We start from the raw sequence: 23,624 nt of genomic DNA, 5'->3' as shown, positions 1-23,624 counted from the left end.
TCCGATACGGAGACCAGCTTGTGATCCGGGCGCGGCTGAAGAGCTACTTCGAAACCAGTTTGGCGGGCCTGACGCAGCCGACGCGCTCGGATTGGATTTTCGCCCTGCGCACGGTTTCGGCCGGTCTGATCGCGCTTCTCGCTGCTTACGCGTTGAAACTCGACCACCCGCAATGGGCGATGATGACGGTCTTCATCGTCGCCCAGCCGGTCGCCGGCATGGTGCTGGCGAAAGGTTTTTACCGGCTGCTCGGCACGCTGGCCGGTGGACTTGCGGCGATCGGCATCACCTCGGTTTTCGGCACCAATCCCTGGCTGCTGGTCACGGCGCTGTCCGTCTGGATTGGGCTGTGCACGCTGGTTTCGTCGCTGCTGCGCAATCCGGAAGCCTATGGCGCCGCACTTGCCGGCTATACCGCGATGATCATTGGGCTGCCGGCTTTCGGCCAGCCGCATGTGATCGTCGATCTCGCTGTCGCGCGCTGCGCCGAGATCGTGCTCGGCATCGTCTGCGCCGGCCTGACCAGCCGGCTGATCCTGCCCAAGCTGGCCGCTGACGCCATTATCTCCAGGCTGAAGCGCAGCATCCTCGACCTTGCAACCTATGCAGGCGGCGCTTTTTCCGGTGGCGACCCGGCGACGCTGGCCGGCCTGCACCGCAAGCTGATCACCGACGCCCAGATGCTGGCCGAGATGCGCGCCTATGCCCGGCTCGAAGCCCCGAGCTTCGCCACCCGCGCCCATCCGGTCCGCCTAACCATCGGTCAGCTTCTCTCGGCGCTGTCGGCGGCGCGCGCGCTGCATTCGCATGCCGCGCCGAAAAACGCAGCGCTCATTCCGGTGCGCTCGGAACTGCAGTCGTTGGTCAGCGAGCTGGCAGCGACGCCCGAGGCGCTGGACGACACGTCGCCCTGGGTGACGCGGCTCGACGCGATTGCCGGCAAGGCCCGGCAAATGCCCGACGCCTCGACCGATCAGGGCGACGACAAGGTCGGCACCATAACCCGCCTCACCATCGCCGCCGATTTCGCCGAAGCCTTCAAGCAGGTGCTGCGCGGCCTCGACGCCCTGCGCGCACCGGTGACGGGCCCCAGCCGGAGCAACAGGCAGCCGCCTGCGCTGGTGGTGCACCGCGATTATCCCGGGGCTTCGCGCAATGCCATACGCGCCGGCCTTGCCACGTTGGCGGTCGCCGCCTTCTGGCTGACGACGAAATGGTCCGACGCGGCCGGCACCGTCATCCTCGTTGCCGTCGTCTCCAGTCTTTTCGCCGCGCGGCCTGACCCGGTGCGGGTGTCCTGGGGCTTCTTCAAGGGAACGCTGCTGGCTTTGCCCTTTGCCTTCCTTGTCGGCCAGGTCGCGCTGCCTGCTTTGCCCGGCTTCGGCTGGTTCGCGCTGTTTGTCGTGCCGATCCTGGTACCGACGGCGCTGGGCATGGCCAATCCGCGCACCGTCGGCGTGGCGACGGCCTTTGCCATCAATTTCCTCGCCTTCCTCAGCCCGCATCAGGCGATGACCTATGCCCCAGGCCCGTTTTTCGCCGGCTCGGCGTCGGTGCTGGTCGGCATCCTGCTGGCGATCGGCGTCTTCATCGTGGTGCTGCCGGTGGATCCATGGCGCGCGGCCAACCGCATCGTGCGGGCCATGCGCGAGGATCTGGCGCGGCTGTGCCTGCATGAGCGGGTGCCGCGGCGTTCGGCCTTCGAGAGCCTGGCCTATGACCGCATCAACCAGCTGATGCCGCTCTTGCAAAATGCCGGCAGGAAAGGCGATGCGATTCTGGGCGGCGGGGTCGCCGCCGTTACCGTCGGCCTTGAAATCCTGCGTCTGCGCGCCGCGCAGCAGAGCCCGTCCACTCCTACCGACACCGCGCTCTCGATCGCCAATTTCCTGCGCGGCCTCGCGCGTGAACTGCTCTTTCGCGCAACCGGCGATCCACAGACAGCAACTGTCACTGTGGCCCGGCAATATGCAGCCAGCCTTTCAGAGCGCAGCGGCGGTGCGGATATGCTGCAGATCGCAGCCTCGCTGCGCATCATCGCCGCCGCGATCGAGGATTTCCCGGATTTCTTCACTAGGGACCGTGGCTAGGGCGTCAGGCCGCGGCTATCGCCAGCGCATGCCCGCGCGCGTTTTCCCGCAGCGCGTCGAGATGGATCGACTTGACCAGGCCGGCGAGATCGCCCTCAGTGGATTGACCTCCGAGTTCCTTCAGCATCAGCCAGCTGACTTCCTGCACGCCGGCGAGGCGCTTGCCGTTGGCGACTTCGCGCCAGATTTTGAGCGCGCGCAGGATGATGCCATGGGTGGAAGCGGCAAGGCCGGCGCTGCGGAACAGCGCCTGCAACGCAACGTCCTGGCCGCCGGCGAGCAAGGCCCGCACCCGCTGCTCCGACTGCTGGCTGAGCGCAACCAGGGCCGAGCCGAAAAAGTCGACCTTGCCGTGGGCAATGGCACGGATGACGAAACTTGCGGTCAGGTCGCCGCGCAGGCGCAGATGTTCGATAAGTGCCGCATGTTCCTCCGCGCGCGTGCCTTCGACCAGCCGCACCGAAGCCTTGACGCAAGCATCGCGCGTGACGCGCTCGGCTCTGGCCGCCCCCATCAGCGCCATCACCAGCGGCGAAGCCTTCAGCGTTTCGCCGAGCTTGACCAGTAGCATGTGCCGGCAGTCGGCCGGCAGCCGCACATCCGTGACCATTGCCTCGCGCAAATGAGCGATATGGCCATGCCGCTCGGCGATGCGGCGGAAGGAGAGCGAGGCTATGTCGGCGCCGTCATTGGCGAGCAGCGCCGCACACGCTTCCGGTTCGCCGATCTCGGCGATCGCCGCGGCAACCGCCATCGAAACGACCGGCCGGTCGGCGATCAGTTTTTGCGTCGCCTTGTGCCCGGCCGCGACGCGGTCGATCAGGTCGGCGTCTGTCAGCAGCGGGGAGCGCGCCAGCACCAGGGCTGCCACTTCCGGCTGATCGGAGGCAAGCGCGCTGATGATCTGCAGCGGCGCGTGATGGCTCATCGACAGCGCTTCGGCCATAGCCAGCCGCACCTTCGACGAGGCGTCGTCGAGCAGCAGCGTCAGCGCCGCTTCGGCCGCGCAACGGTCTTCGAAAGGCAGGTCGGAATTGACGTAGGCGCGGGCCAGCGCGCTCGCCGCCGCGGCGCGCTCCGAAACTCTCGCGGTGTAGATCCATTTGAGAAAATGCGAGACAACCATACTGCCTGCTACGCCCCTTGCCGGAAAGCTTCCGGCCCCAGGAATGACCCTAGGCAGAAATGGTTTACGAACGGTTCACCATGTTTATTAACTGGCTTGCGGGTGGCATGGGCAGCGCCTATCAACCGTCAGGCAGCGGAGGAGAAAAACGATGCCCGGGCTTTATCTCGAAGAGTTCGTCGTCGGACATGTCTTTCGGCACACGCTGCGCAAGACCGTCACCGAAAGCGATAACATGCTGTTCTCGGTGATGACGCTGAACCCGCAGCCGCTGCACATCGACTTCGACTTCGCCGCCAAGAGCGAATGGGGCAGACCGCTGGTCAATTCGCTGTTCACGCTCGGCCTGATGATCGGCATTTCCGTCAATGACATCACCGTCGGCACCACAATTGCCAATCTCGGCATGAAGGAGACGGTGTTTCCGCACCCGGTCTTCCATGGCGACACCATCCGTGTCGAAACGACTGTGATCTCGGTCAGGGAATCGAAATCCAAGCCGGACCGCGGCATCGTCGAGTTCGAGCATCGCGCCTACAATCAGAACGATGTGCTCGTCGCCAAATGCACGCGCCAGGCGATGATGATGAAAAAGGCGGCCTGATGCGCTCGCTGCTGTTTGTGCCCGGCGATTCCGAAAAGAAGCTGGACAAAGGCTTTGGCGCCGGCGCCGACGTGGTCATCGTCGACCTTGAGGATTCCGTGGCGCCACAAAACAAGGCGTCGGCACGCGACATCGCGGCACGCTTTATCGGCGGCAACCGGCAGCAGACAAGCTCCGCCATCTATATCCGCGTCAACGATCTCTCGACCGGATTGACCGACGACGATCTGGCCGCCCTGGTTCCGGTCAAACCCGACGGCATCATGCTGCCGAAGTCGAACAGCGGCCAGGATGTCCAGCAGCTATCCGTAAAGCTCCGCGTACATGAGGCCGAAAACGGATTGCCGGATGGCGCGATCAAGATCCTGCCGATCATTACCGAGACCGCTGCTGGGTTGCTGGCCGCCGCGACCTATGCCGGGGCAAGCGCCAGGCTTGCCGGCCTCACCTGGGGTGCCGAAGATCTGTCGGCGGCGATCGGCGCGCAGGCTGCGCGCGACGATAACGGCCGCTACACCGATGTCTTCCGCCTTGCCCGCACCATGACCATCCTTGCCGCCGGCGCAGCTGAAGTCGCGGCGATCGACACGGTTTTCCCCGCCTTTCGCGACATGGCCGCCTTCGAAGCCGAATGCACGGAGGCCGAGCGTGACGGCTTTACCGGCAAGATGGCGATCCATCCGGCGCAAGTGCCGGTCATCAACGCCGCCTTCACGCCATCGGCGGAGGCAGTGCAACGCTCGCAGGCCATCGTCGCGGCCTTCGAGGCGGCCGGAAATCCCGGCGTGGTCGGCATTGACGGCAAGATGTATGACCGGCCGCATCTCAGGCTCGCCGAACGGCTTCTGGCTCGCGCCAAGGCAGTCGGGGTTTAGTCCCGCGCCAGCACGATGACCCGGTCCTCAGGCAGGTAGGCCAGCGCTTGCGACTTCAACGGGTTGACGGTGACGCCGCCCAGAGCCCGCTCATCACTCTGCGCAGCGCGAACGCGCCTATGTCCGATGGCGATCTCGCCGCGCAGCCGCGCCGATTCCGCGATCGTCCAGAACGTCACCGGCTGATCGATGGCGACATAGTGGCCGACCGGACGCATGTAGATTTCGGAGCCCTCCTCGTCGAGCAGGTCATCGAAGATCGCGGCGAGATGCTGGTTCTCCGATGCCTGCGCCAGCATCAGGCTGACCAGCCGGTTGCTGACGACGAAGTCATCGGCCTTGGTCACCGCCGCCAACTCGCGGTTGCGCACGTCGATCATTTCGCTAACAATCGAGATATGCGTGCCGGCATCGTCTGCGATTTTGCGCAAATGCAGCAGCGTCACCAGCGTGCGCGTATCGGCGGGCTGCGCTGCCATGGTCTCGCTGTAGCCGAGGACGAGCACGTGGTCGTAGGAAGGCACGTCCAGGCTTGCCAGTGCTGTGCTGCTCGACGTGTCGGTGATCCGGCAGGAAACCGACAGATTGTCGCCGACGACCGGCAGCCCGGTAACTTCCTGTTCGAGGCCTGCCGTATCGGCGGCGATGGTCAGGATCGAACCAGGCGCGACATAGCGCGACAGTTCATAGGTTATGATCGGACCGCGCCGGTTCCAGCCAAGGATCAGCGTGCGCTCCGGCTTCGCCTCGATGGGCTGATGGCGAAGAATCGCCGCGGCATGGATCTTGGCTCCGGCGCTTCCCAGCTTGATGGCGGCATCGTCCTCGGCAATGATGATGGCGCGCGTGTCCTTGCCGATTACCAGCTCCGACGGCGGGTTGAGATTGACGCGCCCCTGCTGGTCGCAGAGCCCGATCAGCGTGCAATGCTCATACGCCATCACTGCCTCGCCGAAGGTCTTGCCGGTGAGATCAGGCTGCTCGGTCGTGTAGATTTCGCAGCCGTCGAAATCGAGCAGCTCCGAATAGACGCCGCTGAGACCCGACTGCCGGCTCGAATGCACGACGATGCGCGAGATCAGCTGGTCGGCCAGGACAAGCTGTACCTCGGCCCCGCCGACGACGCGGGCGACCTCGGCGTTCTTTCCGTCGCGGATCTCGGCGGCGATGTTATAGGGCGCCGTGCGCCGGTTCGGGTCGTTGGCCAGCGCCAGCACCGTCTTGATCACCTGCGAATCCGGGTCGTCGCCGTCCGGCGACAGCACGATGATCGAGCGCGAGGTCTGCGGGTTGACGATGGCCAGATCGTAGAGGTCGGTCGGGTCGCCGCTGCGGCAGATGATGCGTGTATTGCCCAGTCTGCCGACTTTGGCGGCGATCTCGTCCTCCATCGCCACCTTGTCCATATTGGCCATGACGACAATGCGCGGATGGCGGCGGCTGGCATTGGCAATGACGAGTTCGGAGATGACGTCGAAGATCGACGGCGACCAGTTGAGGATGATGGTGTGGTCGCTCTCCAGCACCCGCGAACGGCCCTTGCGCAATTCATCGAGCTTGCTGTCGACGCCGGCGCTGAGCACGCCGATGAGGGCCGACACGACGAAGATGCCGGCGAGCGTGACAAAGAGCATGACGAGACGAAAGGCCCAGCCGGTGTCGCCGCCCATCGTGCCGGAATCGAGCGTGCGCATCAGCGATTCCCAGAATGCTTCGAAGAAGTTCAGTGGTTCGCCGCCCTCCGGCGCGATGCGGGTCACCGCAAGAAAAGCCGCGGCGGCGATGATGATCAGCAGCGAAGCGACGGCGAGCCAGCCGATCAGCGCGATCGGCCCGGCCGCCATGCTCTTGTCAAACCCATAGCGCAGCCGGGTTCGCAGCGAGTCTCGTTTCTTCATGTCGCCGGCGACCCCCAAAAAAATCCCCATGGTCGATGCGCCAACCCCCAACGCATCGCCGAAGCCGCTGTCTTAGCCTGTGTTTAAATAAAGGGGAATCGCTTTCGGGTGTCAGCCGTTCCACGGCCCAGCATAATCGGCATAGAGCTTTGCCGGATCGGGCCGCGGCCGTTCCGGCGCCGGTCCCTGATAGCAGCCGATGTGGACGAAGCCGACAACACGTTCCTGTGGCGCCACTCCCAGCAGCGCCCTGCCCTCCGCCACGTCGGAATACCAGTTGCTGATCATGTTGGTGCCGTAGCCCAGCGCATTGGCTGCGATCATCAGGTTCATCGCCGCCATGCCGCCGGACAGGAACATTTCCCATTGCGGGATTTTTGGATTGTCCTTCGGGCTCGAGACCACGCCGATCACCAGCGGCGCACGCGAAAACCGAGCCAGTTCCTGGTTGCGGCGGTTTTCCGGCAGCGGTCCTTCGCGCTCTTCGGCGAGCGCCGCCAGCTTCCTGCCGATCTCGACGCGCGCCTCGCCGCGATAAAGGATGAAGCGCCACGGCTCCAGCCGGCCGTGATCGGGCACCCGGCTTGCAGCCGCGATCATGGTCGCGATATCGCCATCGCTGGGCGCCGGTTCCTTCAATTCAGGAATCGGTGCGGAGTTTCGGGTCAGCAGGAAGTCGATGATCGGCGGCGCCATGGGGCCAGGTCTCCTAAAGCACTCGATTTTGAGCTGAAGCGCGCCATTGCGGATCGGGGCGGCTCGGGCATTGGCGCGGGCGCGCCGGACGAAAGAACCTGTTGCCAAGGCGGTCGGACTCTTAAGCCTTGAAATTGCCACCGCCTTGGGCTTCAACGCAAGGCATGTTTGAGGGGACATCGCGCCTTTTCCTGATTTGGCTCGCCGTAGCGCTGTTTGCGCCGGCCTCGATGGCCATGGCGCAGAATGCCGACGGCATCGGCAATCTGAAACTCCCCGATATTTCGAGCTATGCACCGCCCAAGGGCGAGACGCCGCTGGCACTCGGTGGCGGCGGTGCCATAACGCTGTCGGCGCAGTTGACCGACAAGGGCGCCGACATCACGCGCGGCATCGTCTGGCGCGTCTTCAAGCCCGAGGCCGCCGGCGACGGCAAGCTGCCGATGGTGGCTTCCGCGCATGGCGGCAGCGCCGTGTTCCAGCTCGAACCCGGCAGCTATCTGGTCCACGCCTCATACGGACGCGCCGGCGCCACCAAGCGCATCACCGTCGGCAAGGACGCCAGGCGCGAAAGCCTGGTGCTCGATGCCGGCGGCCTCAAGCTCGACGCGGTGCTGTCGGGCGGCGTGCGTATTCCGCCGAAAAAACTGCGCTTCTCCATTTATGAGGGCACCGCCGAGGCCAATGGCGACCGCGCTTTGATCATTCCCGATGTCGAGCCGAACAGCGTCGTGCGGCTCAACGCCGGCGTTTATCATGTCGTCTCCACCTATGGCGCGGTCAATGCCGTTATTCGCTCCGACATCCGTGTCGAAGCCGGCAAGCTGACCGAAGCCACCGTCGAGCATCGCGCGGCGGAGGAGACCATGAAGCTGGTGCGCGAGACCGGCGGCGAGGCCATCGCCGATACATCCTGGTCGCTGCTCAACGAATCCGGCGATCCGATCAAGGAGGCCGTCGGCGCCTTCGCCTCGATGGTGCTGGCCGAAGGCCAATACACCATCATCGCCAAGAACCGCGACCGCATCTACCAGAAGGATTTCACCGTGGTCGCTGGGCAGAACCAGGAGATCGAGGTGCTGGCCACTGATGCCTCTGCGATCGATCCGGAGGAAGGCGCCGACTAGGTTGTGGACTCATAAGCCCGAAGCCACAGCCGGACGGATCGACCTTGCGATTCGTTTCTAGGCACCGGTTGGAGTGGCCACGATCCGGCATTCGTGGTATGTTTTTGCGGCCTTGAAAGCATGACCCGTACCGCAGTTTGCCTTGGGAGATGCCAAAATGCGCATGTCCTTGCTTTTCATTCCACTACTGCTTGCACCGATTGTATCGCATGCCGCCGGCATTCACGACGCCGCCATGAAGGGCGATGTCGCGGCGATCACGGCAGCGCTCGACGCTGGTGCCGGCGTCGATGAGAGCGACGGGCGCACGACACCACTCTATCTTGCGGTCAAAGGCGGTCATTTTGCAGCGGCAAAACTGCTCATTGAACGCGGTGCCGACGTCAACGCCGTCCCGGACCCGCGTTTGGGTCCTGCCCTTATTCTGGCTTTGGCAAAACGCAGGACCGATTTGATCAATCTGTTGCTGGACGGGGGCGCAAATCCAAATTCGAAGCGCAGCCGCGAAAACGCTATCCACATCGCGGTCAATCTCGGTTGCCTCGATTGCGTGAAAGCACTGGTTGGGGCCGGCGCGGACGTGAATGCGAAGACAATGGACGGCAAGACACCGCTCCATCTGGCAAAATTCAAGGGGCAACGCGAAGTTGCTGACTATCTCATGTCGCACGGCGTCGTGTTGCCAACGCCAGCTCCGATCTCGATGAAGTTGGCTGCTGCCGATGTCGAGAAAGGCCGAACCTACTTCACACACGTGTGCCACGGTTGCCACAATGCCGAGCCACAGGGAGGGATCAAAACGGGACCGAACTTATGGGGCGTCGTCGGCCGCGACAAGGCATCCATGGCAAATATGCGTTACTCCGACACCTTGCTGGCCTTAGAGGGTGTATGGACGTACGAGGACCTGAACAAATATCTGCTTGAGCCCATGCTCACCACGCCGGGTGTTTACATGGAGGTGCCTGGCGTCCCGGACGAGACCGAACGGGTCAACCTGATCGCCTACTTGCGTACACTCAGCGACAAACCGCTCCCACTGCCCTAGGAGCTATTGAGCAAAAGGGCCGAGGTTGTCGAAAAGTTGACCGACTGAACGTCGTTTATGAGTACACGCCCTAGTTAGCGTCTCTCAGGCTGCCTTGCGCATACGGCGCGGCAGGAAGTGGACGCGGCTGCGCGGTGCGTCGGGCGCCAGATCGAAGACGCTGCGATGAAGGCGATCAAGCAAGGTCTTGCGGTCGCGCAGCGGCTCCAGCTCATCCCAGCGCAGTACGTTGCCGACGCGCACGTCGATCGTCTTGCCGGACAGCCGCGCAAATTCGCGGATGAGCATTGAAAGGCGCAACGTCAGCGACGCCTTGCCGACGAATTTCGCCAGCCTTCCTTCGCGCTCGGCCATGTTCATCGGACCGCTGACCAGATGGAACAGCCGGCCGTTCTGACCGGAAAAATGCATCGGCACCACCGACGCCTTGGCGTCCTGCACGAGGCGCGCCGGAAACATCTTCCACGGCAGGTCGCGCGCCCGGCCAAAGCCTTTCGGCGCGGTGGCGACGCCGCCGGCCGGAAATACGACGATGGTGACGCCCTCTTTCAACAGCCGCACTGCCTCGTGGCGCACCGCCATGTTGTTCTTCACCGCGTCCTTGGTCTCGGAAAAGTCGATCGGCAGCGAGTACGGTTCCATCTCGCGGACCTTCAGCAGATCCTTGTGGATCATGACGCGGAACGGACGCCCGAGCTGCTCGACGAGCGACAGCACGGCAATGCCGTCGCCAATGCCGAACGGGTGGTTGGCGACGATCACCAGCGGCGTGTCGGGCAGCCCCGCCGGCGGCCACTGATCGGTGCTGCGCACCTTGACGTCGATCAGCTGCAGCATGCGGCTGAACACCCGCTCGCCGGTCGGCGCCACCTGGCGGCGCCAGAAATCATAGAGCGCGGCATACCGGTCGCGCCCCGACAGACCTTCAATGGAATGGATGAACCAGCGCGTCAGCGCCGGCTGGCTCGCATTGGCGTAGGAGAGTTCGGGAAACGGTCTTTCCCGTATCTTCAGCTTGAGCATGGGGGCTCGTTACAAGGTTGGCGTGACAGGCATGTGAAAATGGCGGTGGATCGCTCCACCGCCATTTCTACGAAACATTGTTTGCTCAGGCCGCGCTGCGCCTTCGGTCGGCTGAAACAGCCTCGTCGGAAAGCAGCTTCAGCGCGTCGGCCAGCTTGAGCGATTCCTGATCGCGCGAGCCGAGCCGGCGCATGTTGACGGTCTCCTCTTCCGCCTCGCGCTTGCCGCAGACGAGGATCACAGGAACCTTGGCCAGCGAATGCTCACGCACCTTGTAGTTGATCTTCTCGTTGCGCAGATCCGGTTCGGCCAAAAGTCCTGCCGCCTTCAACTGTGCGACAACCTTTCGCGCATAGTCGTCAGCATCCGAGGTGATCGTCGCCACAACCACCTGCAGCGGCGCGAACCACAGCGGGAAATGGCCGGAATAATGCTCGATCAGGATGCCGAGAAAGCGTTCCATCGAACCGCAGATGGCGCGATGCACCATCACCGGCTGCTTCTTTTCCGAATCCGAACCGATGTAGAAGGCGCCAAAGCGTTCCGGCAGATTGAAGTCGACCTGCGTGGTGCCGCACTGCCATTCGCGGCCGATGGCGTCCTTCAGCACATATTCGAATTTCGGCCCGTAGAAAGCGCCCTCGCCCGGATTGATCGAGGTCTTGATGCGGTTTCCCGAGCGCGTCCTGATTGTATCCAGCACGTTGCCCATGATCGCCTCGGCATGATCCCAGGCCTCGTCGGTGCCGACGCGCTTATCCGGCCGCGTCGACAGCTTCACGCTGACATCGTCGAAGCCGAAATCGGCGTAGGTCGACAGGATCAGATCGTTGATGCGCAGGCACTCCGCGGCCAGTTGCTCCTCGGTGCAGAAGATATGCGCATCGTCCTGCGTGAAGCCGCGCACGCGCATCAGCCCGTGCAAGGCGCCGGACGGTTCGTAACGATGCACATTGCCGAATTCCGCAAGCTTTACGGGCAGATCTCGATAGGATTTCAACCCATGCTTGAAGATCTGCACGTGGCCCGGACAATTCATCGGCTTCAGCGCGAACACGCGGTCGTCGTCGGTGTCGTCGCCGGCCACCGTCACCTTGAACATGGCATCGCGATACCAGCCCCAGTGGCCCGACGTCTCCCACAGGCTCTTGTCGAGAACCTGCGGTGCGTTGACCTCCTGGTAGCCTTGCTCGTCGAGGCGGCGGCGCATGTAGTTGACCAGATTCTGGAACATCTTCCAGCCCTTGGCGTGCCAGAAGACGACGCCCGGCCCCTCTTCCTGGAAATGGAACAGGTCCATCTCGCGGCCGAGTTTGCGGTGGTCGCGCTTCTCGGCCTCTTCCAGCATCGTCTGGTAGGCATCGAGTTCAGCCTGCTCGGCCCAGGCCGTGCCGTAGATGCGGGTCAGCATCGGGTTGTTCGAATCGCCGCGCCAATAGGCGCCGGCCACCTTCATCAGCTTGAAGGCGTTGCCGATCTGGCCGGTCGAGGCCATGTGCGGGCCGCGGCAGAGGTCGAACCAGTCACCCTGGGAATAGATCTTGAGATCCTGGTCTTCGGGAATGGTGTCGATCAGCTCGAGCTTGTAGCGCTCGCCCTTCTCGGCAAAGACATTTTTCGCCTTGTCGCGCGACCAGACTTCCTTGGTGAACGGCTTGTTGCGCGCAATGATCTCGCGCATCTTCTTTTCGATCACTGGGAAATCGTCCGGCGTGAACGGCTCGTTGCGGGCGAAGTCGTAATAGAATCCGTTCTCGATCACCGGCCCGATGGTCACTTGCGTTCCCGGCCACAGTTCCTGCACGGCCTCCGCCAGCACGTGTGCTGCATCATGACGGATGAGCTCCAGCGCGCGCGGATCGGTGCGGGTGATGATCTCGACCTTGCCGGACTTGCCAAGCGGGTCGGAAAGATCGCGAACGGTGCCGTCGATGGCATAGGCGACAGCCTTCTTGGCCAGCGACTTCGAGATCGATTCGGCGAGGCCCGCACCGGTCATCGCCGCGTCATAGTCGCGGACGGAGCCATCGGGAAATGTCAGGGAAACGGAATTCAGCATTTGTATCTCCTATCCAGTCCCGCAAACGAGCGCGGGTGGTCGTGGTGTGAAGCCGGAAGCATCCGGCAGCGGGCGGGTTTTAGAGGCAGCACGGTGTGAGGTAAAGAGCGCTGGTAGTGTGTCAGTTTGAATTCCAGTTGGAACGTTGCCATTGGCCTCCCGATCGGAACGACCAAGGACCGCCACTTTGCAGCCGTTCAAGGCTAGCGCGAGCTTTCACTCACTCGCGCAGGCCTGCCTTGCGCAAGTTCTCGCGAAGATGTTCCAAGTCACCTGAGTTCTTGTATGGCGCCATGTCCGAGGTCGTTCTCATCGTGATTGTGGCTCGCGGCTCCAGCTGCAAAATGTGCTCGATGACCTGCTGCGCTTCGTCTTCGCTCCCTAAAGCCGCGTAGCTCGCTGCCAGGTATAAGTGTTGGTATACGGTGTCGAGGGTTCGTAGACCTTCCAACGCCGCGATCGCTTCACGATATCTGCGAACGTCGTAGTAAATCTGGCCAATCTGTAGGATGTACCACTCGGGGTAGTGAGGGTTGAGACGCATGGCTTTTTGCGCCGTCTCAAGGCCTTCCTGTGCCCTCCCGCAATAGCTTAGGCAGGAACCGTAATCCAACAGCACGTCGGCGTCATTTGGATTAAGCTCAAGGGCGCGTTGATACTCAACGATAGCGCGTTCGTATTGTCCGCAAAATAGGCAGTGCCCTGCGAGCGCATAGTGCCCCCATGCCTCGGCGTCGTCCCGTTTGATCGCCAAATTGGCGAATTTCAGGCCACATGCCAGTGAAGCCTCGGGATTCGCGCTCCAACCGTCGCTTGCGTCGATCATGTGCGTCCAAGCGAGCTTCGCAAACGCCTTTCCGAACTTCGGATCGAGTTCGCCCGCCTTCTCAAAGAGTTCCCGAGCACGCAAGTTGTCTTGTTTTGTGTAGCGGTTGAGAGACTCCATGCCGCGCACGAAATAGTCCAGCGCCTCAAAATTCCGCGTCCCCGCGACTTCCGGGCGCTCTTGCCACGCCTTTAATAGTCGGCCTCCGTACGCTGTGGCTAAACTGCCGATTATTCTTTCAGTGACATCGTCCTGCACGGCAAAGATGTCCTCGATGCCTCGGTCGTAGCGCTCTGCCCAAAGGTGCCGCCCAGTCTTGCCGTCAATGAGCTGGGCGGTAATCCGGACCCGGTCCTTCGACCTCTGTACACTGCCCTCCAAGATATAGCGGGCACCCAGCTCTCGGCTGGCATCCTGTATCTTCGTGGCTTTGCCCTTGTAAGCAAACGTCGAATTACTGGCGATGACGGAAAGATCGCGAAACCGAGACAATCCGGTGATGACGTTCTCTGTGATCCCATCCGCAAAGTAGTCCTGCTGACGGTCGTCGCTCATATTGACGAACGGCAGCAAAGCGATGGATGGCTTATCAGCAAGCGACGCCGGCGAAGTGGGGGCCGCTTCGGGACCGTCGAGGCGCACCGCATAAGCTCGCACGGGGCGTTCAATATTTTTAAGTATCTGCTCACCAATGTCGTCGAATTGCACTTCAAGCCGGTTTCCGAGGTGATCTCGCACCGTGCCCGAAACCATAACACCTCCAACAGGAGCGATGCCTTCGAGCCTTGTCGCCACGTTCACGCCGTCACCCAACAGATCGTCATCCTCGACGATTACGTCACCGAGGTTGATCCCAACGCGGAATTGTATTCTTCGGTCCTCGGACAGTTTTGCGCTGCGACCCGACATGGCACGCTGCATAGCAACGGCACAAGCCACGGCGTTCACGACACTTGGAAACTCGGCGAGGATGCCGTCGCCAGTCGTTTTGAAGATGCGACCTTGGTGCTCGGCCATATTGGGGTCGATAAGGTGGGCCCGTATCTCCTTCAGATCGGCAAGTGTGCCGGCCTCGTCGCTGCCCATCAGGCGCGTATACCCCACCACGTCAGCGGCCAGAATTGCGGCAAGACGGCGTTGGACGCGTCCTTCGGTCATGTGGTGCATTGCTTTCAAGAGCAACAGGACCGGGATTGTAAGGGCGACGGCCGACAGAGTCCACGAGCCGGAACGTCGACTGATACATTTCCGCAGCGGTCATTGGCACAGCCGCTTGTCGCGGCAACTCACTTCACCAGTTGCGGCAACTCCCTCAGGAACGCCGCGCGTGTCGCCGGGCCTTTCGGCATGTCGATCGGCTTGGTGTCGACGACCAGCCGGGCGAAGACGATCCGGCGGCCGCCCTTTTCGGCCCAGCCGACGAACCAGCCCAGCGCGCGCTTGTCCTTGCTGTTTCCCAGCCTGGTGCTGCCGGTCTTGCCCCGCACCGTCCAGCCGCCGGCCTGGAAAGTCGGCAGGATGGCTCGGGTCATCTCATGCGCCTTGGCAGAAACCGGCATCTTGCCGGCGAGCAGCTGGCGCAGGAAGGCTGTCTGTTCGACCGGCGATATCTCAAGCGAGGAATTTATCCAGGATTGCGTGAGCCCGTTGTCCTTGTCGGCATCGCCCGAGACATCCATGTTGCCGTAGCCGAATTTCGAGACGTAGCCGGCAAAGCTTTTTGCGCCGAGCCGGCGCACGATCTCGCGCGAATACCATACGATCGAGTCGCGCTCCCAGATCATCGGGTCGACGGCTTTGTGGTCGCGGCTCACGGCCCTGAATTCAGGCTTGTAGTCCCAGGTCGGCGTATGCGCATCGCTCAGGATTCCGCTGTCGTAGCCGATCAGTGCCAGCGGCACCTTGAAGGTCGATGCCGGGCTGACGCGTTGGTCGCAGACGCCATTCTGGCAGAGCGTCTCGCCGCTCGCCGCGTCCTGGATAAGCGTACAGGCGACATCGCCAAGCGGCGCCGATTGCGCCCGCATCGGAAATCCCAGAAACCAGGCCAGCAGGAAGAGGACCGCGGCAATGATGAAGGGATGGGTTTCGATCCGACGCATGTGGGCTCTCCTGGGAATGAACAGGAGGCGCTTAGCGAAGTCTCTTGGCTCGATTTTGACTCAAATGCGCAGTCTTTGTGCAGGCCGTTGTTAACCCTACCGGATCGTAAAGAAATGCCGCCCTGGCGATCTGGATCAGGGACCCAGCGCGTCCGCCGTCAGGCCTCGCCGCGCTTCCTGCCGATCTGCCAATAACGCCATGGCGTGAACCAGACGTAGCGCGGAGCGAGCACCTCCGGCACGCGGTCGACGCCGTGCGTTCCGAACGGCCCGCAGCGCAGCACCCGGAACAGCCCCATGAAGCCGCCGGCCCACAGGCCATGGCGGGCGATCGCCTCATGCGCGTATTCGGAACAGGTCGGCAGATGCCGGCAGGAATTGCCCACAAATCCGGACAGCGTCAGTTGATAGAGGCGCACCAGCGACGTGCCGAAAATGCGGCCGGGTGTTTTGCGCCAGGGACCGGGCCAGTTGCGCCCGCGCCGGGTCCGTCCGGCGGCATGCACATGCCGATGCTGGTCGCCCACTGCAGCCTCTTTCCGAACGCGACCCCGAGACCGGCTTCCGGGTCAGCTTGCGTTTCCAAACCGATAGATGTGAGCTTCGGCCGGCAAACGCAATCCTCTTCACTCGCCTCTTTATCGGCTTCAGGGTCGCGAGCGGCGAAAGGGATGCCGCTCCGCTGGAACCGCCCAGCGGGTGGCCGGCCTTTGCTCGGTGCGCTGCACATGATGCCGCCTGTCGCCACGCCGTTGAAAAGTCACGATCCGCATCACATCGCCAAAGATTTCCAGAAACTGGATCATGTCCGTGTCTCCTCTAAGAGCGGATTAGACGCCCGCTGGCCTTCGCCTTCAAAAGAGTATAATTTCCGGTTCGGATAACTTCGGGTTATGCGAAATGAAGCGCGGACGGTTGCCCCTGACGGCGTTGCGAAGTTTCGAGGCAGCCGGCCGGCAATTGAGTTTCAGCCGGGCCGCCGAGGAGCTGTTCGTCTCGCAGGCCGCCATCAGCCGGCAGATCCGCGAACTCGAGCAGTTCTTGCGCCAGCCCTTGTTCCGCCGTCATCACCGCCGCGTCGAGCTGACCGAGGCCGGCCAGCGCCTGCTCGATCAACTGGTCAGGAGTTTCGACGACATCGACAGGCTGCTTTCGGACCTGGTGGCGGCCCCGGCGCAGTCGGTGGTCCGCGTCAGTGTCGAGCCGTCGCTGGCCTCGGTATGGCTGTTGCCGCGGCTCAACCGCTTCAGCCAGTTGCGGCCCGATATCGACGTTTCCCTCGAAGTTGACCCAAGGCCGATCGAGTTCCGCAGCGATCAGCCCGAACTCGCCTTGCGCTTCAGCGCGCGCGCCACCTCATGGCCGCGCAGCGAGGCCGAATGGCTAGCCTCGACCGTCGATTCACCGGTCCTGTCGCCGGCCTTGCTGGCATCGGGCCCCGCCCTCGAAAAGCCGCTCGACCTCGCCCGCTACACGCTGTTGCACGAGGAAAATCGTCAGGGCTGGGCGCGCTGGTTCGAAGCGGCTGGCGTGTCAGCCGACACCATTCCGGCGCGCGGCCCTATGCTGGCGGATGTGTCGCTGTCGAAGCAGGCGGCCCTGCTCGGCCACGGCGTGGCGCTGGGCGACCTCTTGCAGATCGGCGAGGAGATAGCATCCGGCGCGCTGATCAAGCCGTTCGACATCGACGTCGCATCGGGCGCCTACTGGCTGGTCGCCAGGAGCTTGAAGGACCTGCCGGAGCCGGCCAAGGCCTTCGCCGACTGGGTGAGAAGCGAATTTGCCGAAAGCAGACGGGCGCAGCAAACCAAGGCATGAGCCCGGTTACGTGAGAAGCTCCTCGACGTGTTCAACGCCCAAGTTTGACAATTCACCGGCTGTTGGAGGAGCCGTCATGTACCAACATCACGCTGCTTCTTCTGCGCGTTTCTTCTCGATTTGACCGATGGCATCGACGACCGCATCGAAGGTCAGCATGGTCGAGGCATGGCGCGCCTTGTAGTCGCGCACCGGCTCCAGATATCTCAGATCGGCAAAGCGGCCTTGCGGCGGCGCGCCATTTTCCTTGAGCATCTTCAGCATGGTGTCGCGCACCGCCCGCAATTCGTCGGCGCTGGCGCCGATGACATGTTGAGCCATGATCGAGGACGAGGCTTGGCCGAGGGCGCAGGCCTTCACGTCATGAGCGAAATCGGTGACGACGCCATTGTCCATCTTGAGGTCGACGGTTACCGTCGAGCCGCACAATTTGGAATGAGCCTTGGCGCTCGCATCCGGATGATCGAGCCGGCCTATGCGGGCGATGTTTCCGGCAAAACCCAGAATTTTCGCATTGTAGACGTCGTCAATCATATTTTTCCAATCCGTCGCCGCCAAGCGAACAGCGATTGCCGCTGTGGCGTCTTTCATTCGCTGCGCACGACCATATATAATGCTGGCAGTCGGGTATCGACAAGGCAACGCAAAGCCATCGTCCTTGCCCATTTCGTTCACGCCGCTTGCGGGCTGGAAACCGGGCGAGTTTTCAGCACCCGAAAGGTCGTGGTCCGTTCAACTCGTTCCTCCTGAGAGAGGAACTACGGGAGACGCCTTTATGGATGCCGTCATCAAGAAAATAATGCCCCCTTCCGACTATCTGGACAAGCCGGTCACCGACAGGCCGAGCGAAGCCGAGGTCGAGGCCGCCGTGCGCACGCTGTTGCGCTGGACCGGCGACAATCCGGACCGCGAGGGCCTGATCGACACGCCCAAGCGCGTCACCAAGGCCTTTCTCGAAATGTTCAACGGCTATGACATGTGCCCGGCCGAAGAACTCGGCCGCACCTTCGAGGAAGTCGCCGGCTATGACGATCTCGTCATCGTCAGGGACATCCAGTTCCACTCGCATTGCGAGCACCACATGGTGCCGATCATCGGCAAGGCGCATGTCGGCTACCTCCCGGATGGCAAGGTCGTCGGCCTGTCCAAGATCGCGCGCGTCGTCGATATCTTCGCCCATCGCCTGCAGACTCAGGAGGCCATGACCGCACAGATCGCCGGCGTCATCCAGGACGTGCTCAATCCGCGCGGTGTCGCCGTCATGATCGAGGCCGAGCATATGTGCATGGCCATGCGCGGCATCCGCAAGCAGGGCTCCACCACGCTGACCTCGACCTTCACCGGCGTGTTCAAGGACACGCCCGAGGAACAGGTCCGTTTCGTCACCATGGTGCGCGGCCTCGGGGCGTAAGCCCCTCGCCGGCATCGCTAGATCAAGGACCGGCGATGTCGGCACTAACATTTCCCACGGCTCCATCAGACAAGAAGGCTCTCGAAGAAGGCGCGGTGTTTTCCCCGCGCTTCGATGCTGCCGGGCTGGTCACCGTCGTCGTCACCGACGCCGCTGACGGTATGCTGCTGATGGTCGCGCATATGAATGCCGAGGCGCTGGCGCTGACGCTCGAAACCGGCATCGCGCACTACTGGTCGCGCTCGCGCAGCACGCTGTGGAAGAAGGGCGAAACATCAGGCAATTTTCAGACGGTCGTCGAGATGCTCACGGATTGTGACCAGGACGCCATATGGTTGCGCGTCAAAGTGTTGGGCCACGACGCAACTTGTCACACCGGTCGGCGTTCATGTTTTTATCGGACGGTGGGGCTAATCGGCGGCAAGGCAACGCTTGCCGGCGATGGCAGCACGCCGCTGTTCGATGCGGAAAAAACGTATCGGAAGCCCGCGTGAACCATTCAACAGTCGCAAACCACTCATATTCACTATTCTCAAACGTCCTTCCTGTAGAACGGACGCGGGACAAGGGAGATCATGATGCTCGAGTGGGCGTCATTGCGTAGCAGACCGGACGTGCGGGAGGCCAATGGCCCCTCATCGTCCGGCGGCGTGCCTGACCCGCAACCCGCGGGCAAGACAGGCATTTCGCTCGCGCTGGGCGGCGGCTGCGCACGCGGCTGGGCGCACATTGGCGTGCTGCGCGCGCTCGACGAAGCCGGCATCGAAGTCTCAATGATCGCCGGCACCTCGATCGGCGCGCTGGTTGGCGGCTGCTATCTCGCCGGCAAGCTGGACGAACTCGAGGAGTTCGCCCGCAGCCTGACCAAGCGGCGCATCTTCGGCCTGCTCGATCTCAATCTGCGCGGCAGCGGCCTGTTCGGCGGCATGAAACTGGACGTCAGGCTGCGCGAGCACATGGCAGGCATCCGCTTCGAGGATCTGACGAAACCCTTCGTCGCCGTTGGCGCGGAAATCCGCACCGGCCATGAGATCTGGCTGTCCAGCGGTTCGCTGATCACCGCGATGCGGGCTTCCTATGCGCTGCCGGGCGTGTTCGAACCGGTGAATTGCAACGGCCGCATTCTGGTCGACGGCGCGCTGGTCAACCCGGTTCCGGTTTCGGTCTGCCGCGCCTACGAGCAGCCGCTGGTCGTCGCGGTCAACCTTCACTACGATCTGTTCGGCCGCGCCGCCGTCATCAAGCACAGCGCCGGCGAACTGCTCATCGAGAAGGACGCGCCCCGGCCAGGCCAGGCCAGCCCCGACCACCAGCCGCACCAGAGCCGTCTCGGCATCACCGGCGTCATGGTCGAAGCCTTCAACATCATCCAGGACCGGATTTCACGCGCAAGGCTGGCGGGCGATCCGCCCGACATGTCGCTCCAACCGAAACTCAGCCATATCGGCTTGACCGAATTCCACCGCGCGGATGAGGCGATCAGCGTCGGTTACCAGGCGACGATGGCGCAGATCAGCGAGTTGAAGCGGCTGCAGACGGTTCTCGCTTAAACCAGTTCGGCAATGTCAGGCTTTGGCCGCATCGGTGATGCGGAACTGCACCGTGCGGTTGCCGTTCCAATAATTCCCCGACAGCGAGCCGGCTACATGGATCGTGTTGCCCCTGTTCTTGAACAGGAATTCGCCCAGCGCGGTATCGACGGATCGAAAGGCGATGCCCTGGATGCGGCCGCCGCTTTCCGACTGCAGATCAGCCCGGATGTGGTTGGTGCCGACGGCCCGCGCGTCGGCCAGCCGATGGCGCGGCAGCGCGAACACCGGCGCGACATGGCCGGCGCCGAAAGGCCCGGCCTTTTCCAGTGCATCGAGCAAAGCAATCGTCGCGCCCTCGGCGGCGAGCGCGCCGTCGACGGCCAGACTTTCTTCGTCCTGCAGCCGGAACACTTCGGCCGCTGCGCGCTCCTCGAAGAAAGCACGGAGTTCGCCGAGCTTGGCGCGTTCCACCGTGATGCCGGCGGCCATGCCGTGGCCGCCGCCCTTGACGATCAGCCCGGCATCGGCGGCTGCGCGCACCAGCCGTCCGAGATCGAAGCCCGACACCGAACGGCCGGAGCCGGTGCCGATGCCATTGGCGTTGAAGGCGATGGCGAAGGCCGGCCGCCGCGCATGGTCCTTCAGCCGCGAGGCGATCAAGCCGACAATGCCGGGATGCCAATTGGTGCTGGCGGTGACGATGATGGCCGGCCCGTTGCCGCCGGCAAGTTCGGCGTCAGCCTCGGCGCGCGCCGCTGCCAGCATCTCCAGCTCCATCTGCTGGCGTTCCTGGTTGAGCCGGTCGAGTGTCTCGGCAATGGTCCTGGCCTCAACCGGATCGTCGGTGGCGAGCAGCCGGCTGCCAAGTGCTGCATCGCCGATGCGGCCGCCGGCATTGATGCGCGGCCCAATCAGATAGGCGAGATGAAAGGTGCTTATCGGCTCACCAATGCGGGACACCCGCGCCAGTGTGGCGAGCCCCTCATTCTTCTGCTGCCGCGCCATCTGTAGTCCCTTGACGACGAAAGCGCGGTTCACGCCGATGAGCGGCACCACATCGCAAACCGTGGCCAGCGCCGCCAAGTCGAGCAACGACAACAGGTCCGGTGGCGCTGCGTCGGGCAATCGGCTGCGCAGGACCCTCGCCGTCTGCACCAGAGTGAGGAAGACGACACCGGCGGCGCACAGATGGCCTTGCCCGGAAAGGTCGTCCTCGCGATTGGGATTGACGACCGCGGTCGCCTCCGGCAGCGGGCCGCCGACCTGATGGTGGTCGAGCACCACCACATCGGCGCCTGCGGCCTTGGCGGCATCAATGGAGACAGCGCTGTTGGTGCCGCAATCGACGGTGACGATCAGCGTCGCGCCGCGCGAGACCAGTTCGCGCATAGCCTCCGGATTGGGGCCGTAGCCCTCGAAGATGCGGTCGGGAATGTAGATCTCCGAAGGCACCGAGAAATGCGTCAGGAAGCGCTTGAGCAACGCCGAAGAGGCGGCGCCGTCGACATCGTAGTCGCCGAAGATTGCCACCTTCTCCTTGGCCATGACCGCCTCGGCGATGCGGGTCGCAGCCTTGCCCATGTCGGTCAGCGAAGCCGGATCCGGCAACAGATTGCGGATCGTCGGATCGAGGAAGCGCTCGGCCTGGTCCGCGGTGACGCCCCGCCCGGCGAGCACGCGCGCCACAATGTCGGGCACGCCGTGGCCCTGCGCTATGGCGAGCGCAGTCATGTCCTGCCGCTCGCTCAACCGGTGTTCCCAGGAAACACCGGTCGCCGACTGCCTGATATCGAGGAAGAAGCGTTTGTCGCCCGTCATAGGAGGCGTAGTCTACAGATTGTCATTTCCGGCAATATGCGACGGCTAAACAGGAAAGTCTCAACTTTTCCACCTCCTGGTGACGCGCCTTGATCTCGCGGCTCACGCCTCCGCCAGAACCCAATGATGACTGGTGGGTTCGACCTGAAATCTCAATCCGGCTCCAAATCAAAGAGATAGAGCATTATGGCGTCCGAAACCACTTTTCAGCAGCAGCATCAATCGGTTAAAGGAAAAAAATGACTTGGCCTAGCCCGCACGCTCGATGCGGATGACCTGCGGCTTGTCTGTGAGGTGGCCGTCCTTGGTGATGCCGTCGACAGCCTTGCGCACCGCTGCTTCCGTCGTCTCGTGGGTGACCAGGATCACCGTCTTTTGCGCGTCCGTCTCGCCGCTGACGGCATGCTGGACGATCGATTCCAGCGAAATGTCGTTGTCCGCCATGCGCTTGGCGATCGCGGCGAAGACGCCGATGCGGTCGTGCACGGTCAGCCGGATGAAATAGCCGCCGGCATGGCTGCGCATCTGCGCCTTCTTGTAGGGGCGCAGTTCCTTGGCCGGCAGGCCGAACACCGGACCGTGCTGGAAGCCCGGCCGGCTCTTTGCGATGTCGGCAATATCGCCGACCACGGCGGACGCGGTGGCGTTGCCGCCGGCGCCCGGGCCGGAGAGCAGCAGTTCGCCCAAAATGTCGGTTTCGATGGCCACCGCATTGGTAACGCCATGCACCTGTGCGATCACCGACGCGGTCGGCACCATGGTCGGGTGCACGCGCTGCTCGATGCCGCTGTCGGTGCGTTGGGCGACGCCGAGCAATTTTATCCGGTAGCCAAGGTCGCCCGCGGCGCGGATATCGGCCTGGCTGATATTGGAAATGCCTTCCATGTAGATGTCATTGGCGGCGATCCTGGTGCCGAAGGCCAGGCTGGTCAGGATCGACAATTTATGCGCCGTGTCATGGCCCTCGATATCGAAAGTCGGATCGGCTTCGGCGTAGCCCAGCCGTTGCGCGTCCTTCAGGCACTCGTCGAAGGAGATGCCCTCGGCCTCCATGCGGGTCAGGATGTAGTTGCAGGTGCCGTTCAGGATGCCGAAGACGCGGGTGACCGAATTGCCGGCCATCGCCTCGCGCATCGTCTTGATGACCGGGATGCCGCCGGCAACTGCCGCCTCGTAGTTGAGCAGCACGCCCTTCTTCTCGGCGATTTCGGCAAGCGCCACGCCGTGCTTGGCCAACAGCGCCTTGTTGGCGGTGACGACATGACGTCCGGCTTCAAGTGCTGCTTTGACCGACGCGCGCGCTGCCCCTTCGTCGCCGCCGATCAGTTCGACGAAGAGGTCGATATCGGCGGTCTGCGCCATCTTGATCGGATCGTCGAACCATTTGGCGGCGCTGAGGTCGGCGCCACGGTCGCGCTTGGGATCACGCGCGGAAACGGCCGTGACGATGACATCGCGTCCGCACTGGCGCGTCAGTTCCGCTGCCTTGTCGCGCAGCACGCGCGCCACCGAGGCGCCAACCGTACCCAGACCCGCAATTCCAACACGCAACGCTTCAGCCATGCCCGGCG

21 protein-coding genes are annotated in these 23,624 nt (G+C 63.0%); 9 read left to right on the top strand and 12 right to left on the bottom strand.

The window, feature by feature from the left end:
* The first annotated feature begins 20 nt into the window (after positions 1–20).
* Positions 21–2,090 (top strand): FUSC family protein, encoded by a 2,070-nt coding sequence (locus NKJ77_RS17520; protein WP_352535528.1) that lies wholly within the window; start codon positions 21–23, stop codon positions 2,088–2,090.
* 4 nt (positions 2,091–2,094) lie between these two features.
* Here NKJ77_RS17520 and NKJ77_RS17515 read toward each other — a convergent pair whose 3' ends face one another.
* Positions 2,095–3,216, bottom strand: a complete 1,122-nt coding sequence (locus tag NKJ77_RS17515) for a DUF2336 domain-containing protein (protein WP_352535527.1) — start codon at positions 3,214–3,216, stop codon at positions 2,095–2,097.
* 91 nt (positions 3,217–3,307) lie between these two features.
* Between NKJ77_RS17515 and NKJ77_RS17510 the strand changes: the two genes are divergently transcribed.
* Positions 3,308–3,820 carry a MaoC family dehydratase gene (locus NKJ77_RS17510; protein ID WP_502902103.1) on the top strand — a complete coding sequence of 171 codons (513 nt, stop codon included), beginning with the start codon at positions 3,308–3,310 and terminating at the stop codon, positions 3,818–3,820.
* On the top strand, positions 3,820–4,695 hold the full coding sequence (locus NKJ77_RS17505; RefSeq protein ID WP_023753331.1) for an HpcH/HpaI aldolase/citrate lyase family protein: 876 nt from the start codon (positions 3,820–3,822) through the stop codon (positions 4,693–4,695). Before NKJ77_RS17510 ends, NKJ77_RS17505 begins: the two co-directional genes overlap by 1 nt.
* Here NKJ77_RS17505 and NKJ77_RS17500 read toward each other — a convergent pair.
* Complete coding sequence (locus tag NKJ77_RS17500; RefSeq protein WP_352535526.1) at positions 4,692–6,593, bottom strand: CASTOR/POLLUX-related putative ion channel; 1,902 nt, start codon at positions 6,591–6,593, stop codon at positions 4,692–4,694. The genes NKJ77_RS17505 and NKJ77_RS17500 overlap by 4 nt on opposite strands.
* Positions 6,594–6,704: 111 nt before the next feature.
* Positions 6,705–7,289: a nitroreductase family protein gene (locus NKJ77_RS17495; protein WP_352535525.1), complete on the bottom strand. Its 585-nt coding sequence runs from the start codon at positions 7,287–7,289 to the stop codon at positions 6,705–6,707.
* Positions 7,290–7,453: 164 nt separating this feature from the next.
* Here NKJ77_RS17495 and NKJ77_RS17490 point away from each other — a divergent pair, with 164 nt between their 5' ends.
* Positions 7,454–8,416: an RgsD C-terminal domain-containing protein gene (locus tag NKJ77_RS17490; RefSeq protein WP_023815388.1), complete on the top strand. Its 963-nt coding sequence runs from the start codon at positions 7,454–7,456 to the stop codon at positions 8,414–8,416.
* A 157-nt stretch (positions 8,417–8,573) separates the two neighbouring features.
* Positions 8,574–9,464 (top strand): ankyrin repeat domain-containing protein, encoded by an 891-nt coding sequence (locus NKJ77_RS17485; protein ID WP_352535524.1) that lies wholly within the window; start codon positions 8,574–8,576, stop codon positions 9,462–9,464.
* Positions 9,465–9,548: 84 nt separating this feature from the next.
* Here the strand turns inward: NKJ77_RS17485 and NKJ77_RS17480 are convergent, their stop codons facing one another.
* From NKJ77_RS17480 to NKJ77_RS17455, 6 genes are all read right to left on the bottom strand, one after another.
* Positions 9,549–10,487 carry a lysophospholipid acyltransferase family protein gene (locus NKJ77_RS17480; RefSeq protein ID WP_023830636.1) on the bottom strand — a complete coding sequence of 313 codons (939 nt, stop codon included), beginning with the start codon at positions 10,485–10,487 and terminating at the stop codon, positions 9,549–9,551.
* A gap of 85 nt (positions 10,488–10,572) precedes the next feature.
* Complete coding sequence (gene thrS / locus NKJ77_RS17475; RefSeq protein ID WP_023830635.1) at positions 10,573–12,546, bottom strand: threonine--tRNA ligase; 1,974 nt, start codon at positions 12,544–12,546, stop codon at positions 10,573–10,575.
* Positions 12,547–12,766: 220 nt separating this feature from the next.
* The gene (locus NKJ77_RS17470; protein WP_352535523.1) at positions 12,767–14,530 is read right to left on the bottom strand and encodes a tetratricopeptide repeat protein; all 1,764 of its coding nucleotides are present in this window, start codon (positions 14,528–14,530) and stop codon (positions 12,767–12,769) included.
* A 128-nt stretch (positions 14,531–14,658) separates the two neighbouring features.
* Entirely contained in the window at positions 14,659–15,474 is an 816-nt protein-coding gene (gene blaOXA / locus NKJ77_RS17465) for a class D beta-lactamase (RefSeq protein WP_023830633.1), read from the bottom strand.
* A 158-nt stretch (positions 15,475–15,632) separates the two neighbouring features.
* Positions 15,633–16,001 (bottom strand): membrane protein insertion efficiency factor YidD, encoded by a 369-nt coding sequence (gene yidD / locus NKJ77_RS17460; protein WP_023830632.1) that lies wholly within the window; start codon positions 15,999–16,001, stop codon positions 15,633–15,635.
* Positions 16,002–16,121: 120 nt separating this feature from the next.
* Positions 16,122–16,280: a hypothetical protein gene (locus NKJ77_RS17455; protein WP_023830631.1), complete on the bottom strand. Its 159-nt coding sequence runs from the start codon at positions 16,278–16,280 to the stop codon at positions 16,122–16,124.
* A gap of 94 nt (positions 16,281–16,374) precedes the next feature.
* Between NKJ77_RS17455 and NKJ77_RS17450 the strand changes: the two genes are divergently transcribed.
* Positions 16,375–17,292, top strand: coding sequence for a LysR substrate-binding domain-containing protein (locus NKJ77_RS17450; protein ID WP_023830630.1), 918 nt, complete (start codon positions 16,375–16,377; stop codon positions 17,290–17,292).
* Positions 17,293–17,379: 87 nt separating this feature from the next.
* Here the strand turns inward: NKJ77_RS17450 and NKJ77_RS17445 are convergent, their stop codons facing one another.
* The gene (locus NKJ77_RS17445) at positions 17,380–17,826 is read right to left on the bottom strand and encodes an iron-sulfur cluster assembly scaffold protein (protein WP_023707147.1); all 447 of its coding nucleotides are present in this window, start codon (positions 17,824–17,826) and stop codon (positions 17,380–17,382) included.
* A 241-nt stretch (positions 17,827–18,067) separates the two neighbouring features.
* Between NKJ77_RS17445 and folE the strand changes: the two genes are divergently transcribed.
* From folE to NKJ77_RS17430, 3 genes are all read left to right on the top strand, one after another.
* Positions 18,068–18,703 (top strand): GTP cyclohydrolase I FolE, encoded by a 636-nt coding sequence (folE, locus tag NKJ77_RS17440; RefSeq protein ID WP_023667622.1) that lies wholly within the window; start codon positions 18,068–18,070, stop codon positions 18,701–18,703.
* 35 nt (positions 18,704–18,738) lie between these two features.
* On the top strand, positions 18,739–19,197 hold the full coding sequence (gene hisI, locus NKJ77_RS17435) for a phosphoribosyl-AMP cyclohydrolase (protein WP_023729882.1): 459 nt from the start codon (positions 18,739–18,741) through the stop codon (positions 19,195–19,197).
* Positions 19,198–19,281: 84 nt separating this feature from the next.
* On the top strand, positions 19,282–20,253 hold the full coding sequence (locus tag NKJ77_RS17430; RefSeq protein WP_023667624.1) for a patatin family protein: 972 nt from the start codon (positions 19,282–19,284) through the stop codon (positions 20,251–20,253).
* A 15-nt stretch (positions 20,254–20,268) separates the two neighbouring features.
* Here the strand turns inward: NKJ77_RS17430 and recJ are convergent, their stop codons facing one another.
* Together recJ and NKJ77_RS17420 are read right to left on the bottom strand one after the other, a co-directional pair.
* Positions 20,269–22,053, bottom strand: a complete 1,785-nt coding sequence (recJ, locus tag NKJ77_RS17425; RefSeq protein ID WP_023830629.1) for a single-stranded-DNA-specific exonuclease RecJ — start codon at positions 22,051–22,053, stop codon at positions 20,269–20,271.
* Positions 22,054–22,302: 249 nt separating this feature from the next.
* Positions 22,303–23,616: a homoserine dehydrogenase gene (locus NKJ77_RS17420; RefSeq protein WP_023830628.1), complete on the bottom strand. Its 1,314-nt coding sequence runs from the start codon at positions 23,614–23,616 to the stop codon at positions 22,303–22,305.
* Positions 23,617–23,624: the final 8 nt, after the last annotated feature.

This window comes from Mesorhizobium sp. M0052 (assembly GCF_040323255.1).
In the GTDB taxonomy this organism is placed as follows: Bacteria; Pseudomonadota; Alphaproteobacteria; order Rhizobiales; family Rhizobiaceae; genus Mesorhizobium.
This window is presented reverse-complemented; position numbering and strand designations above follow the sequence as displayed.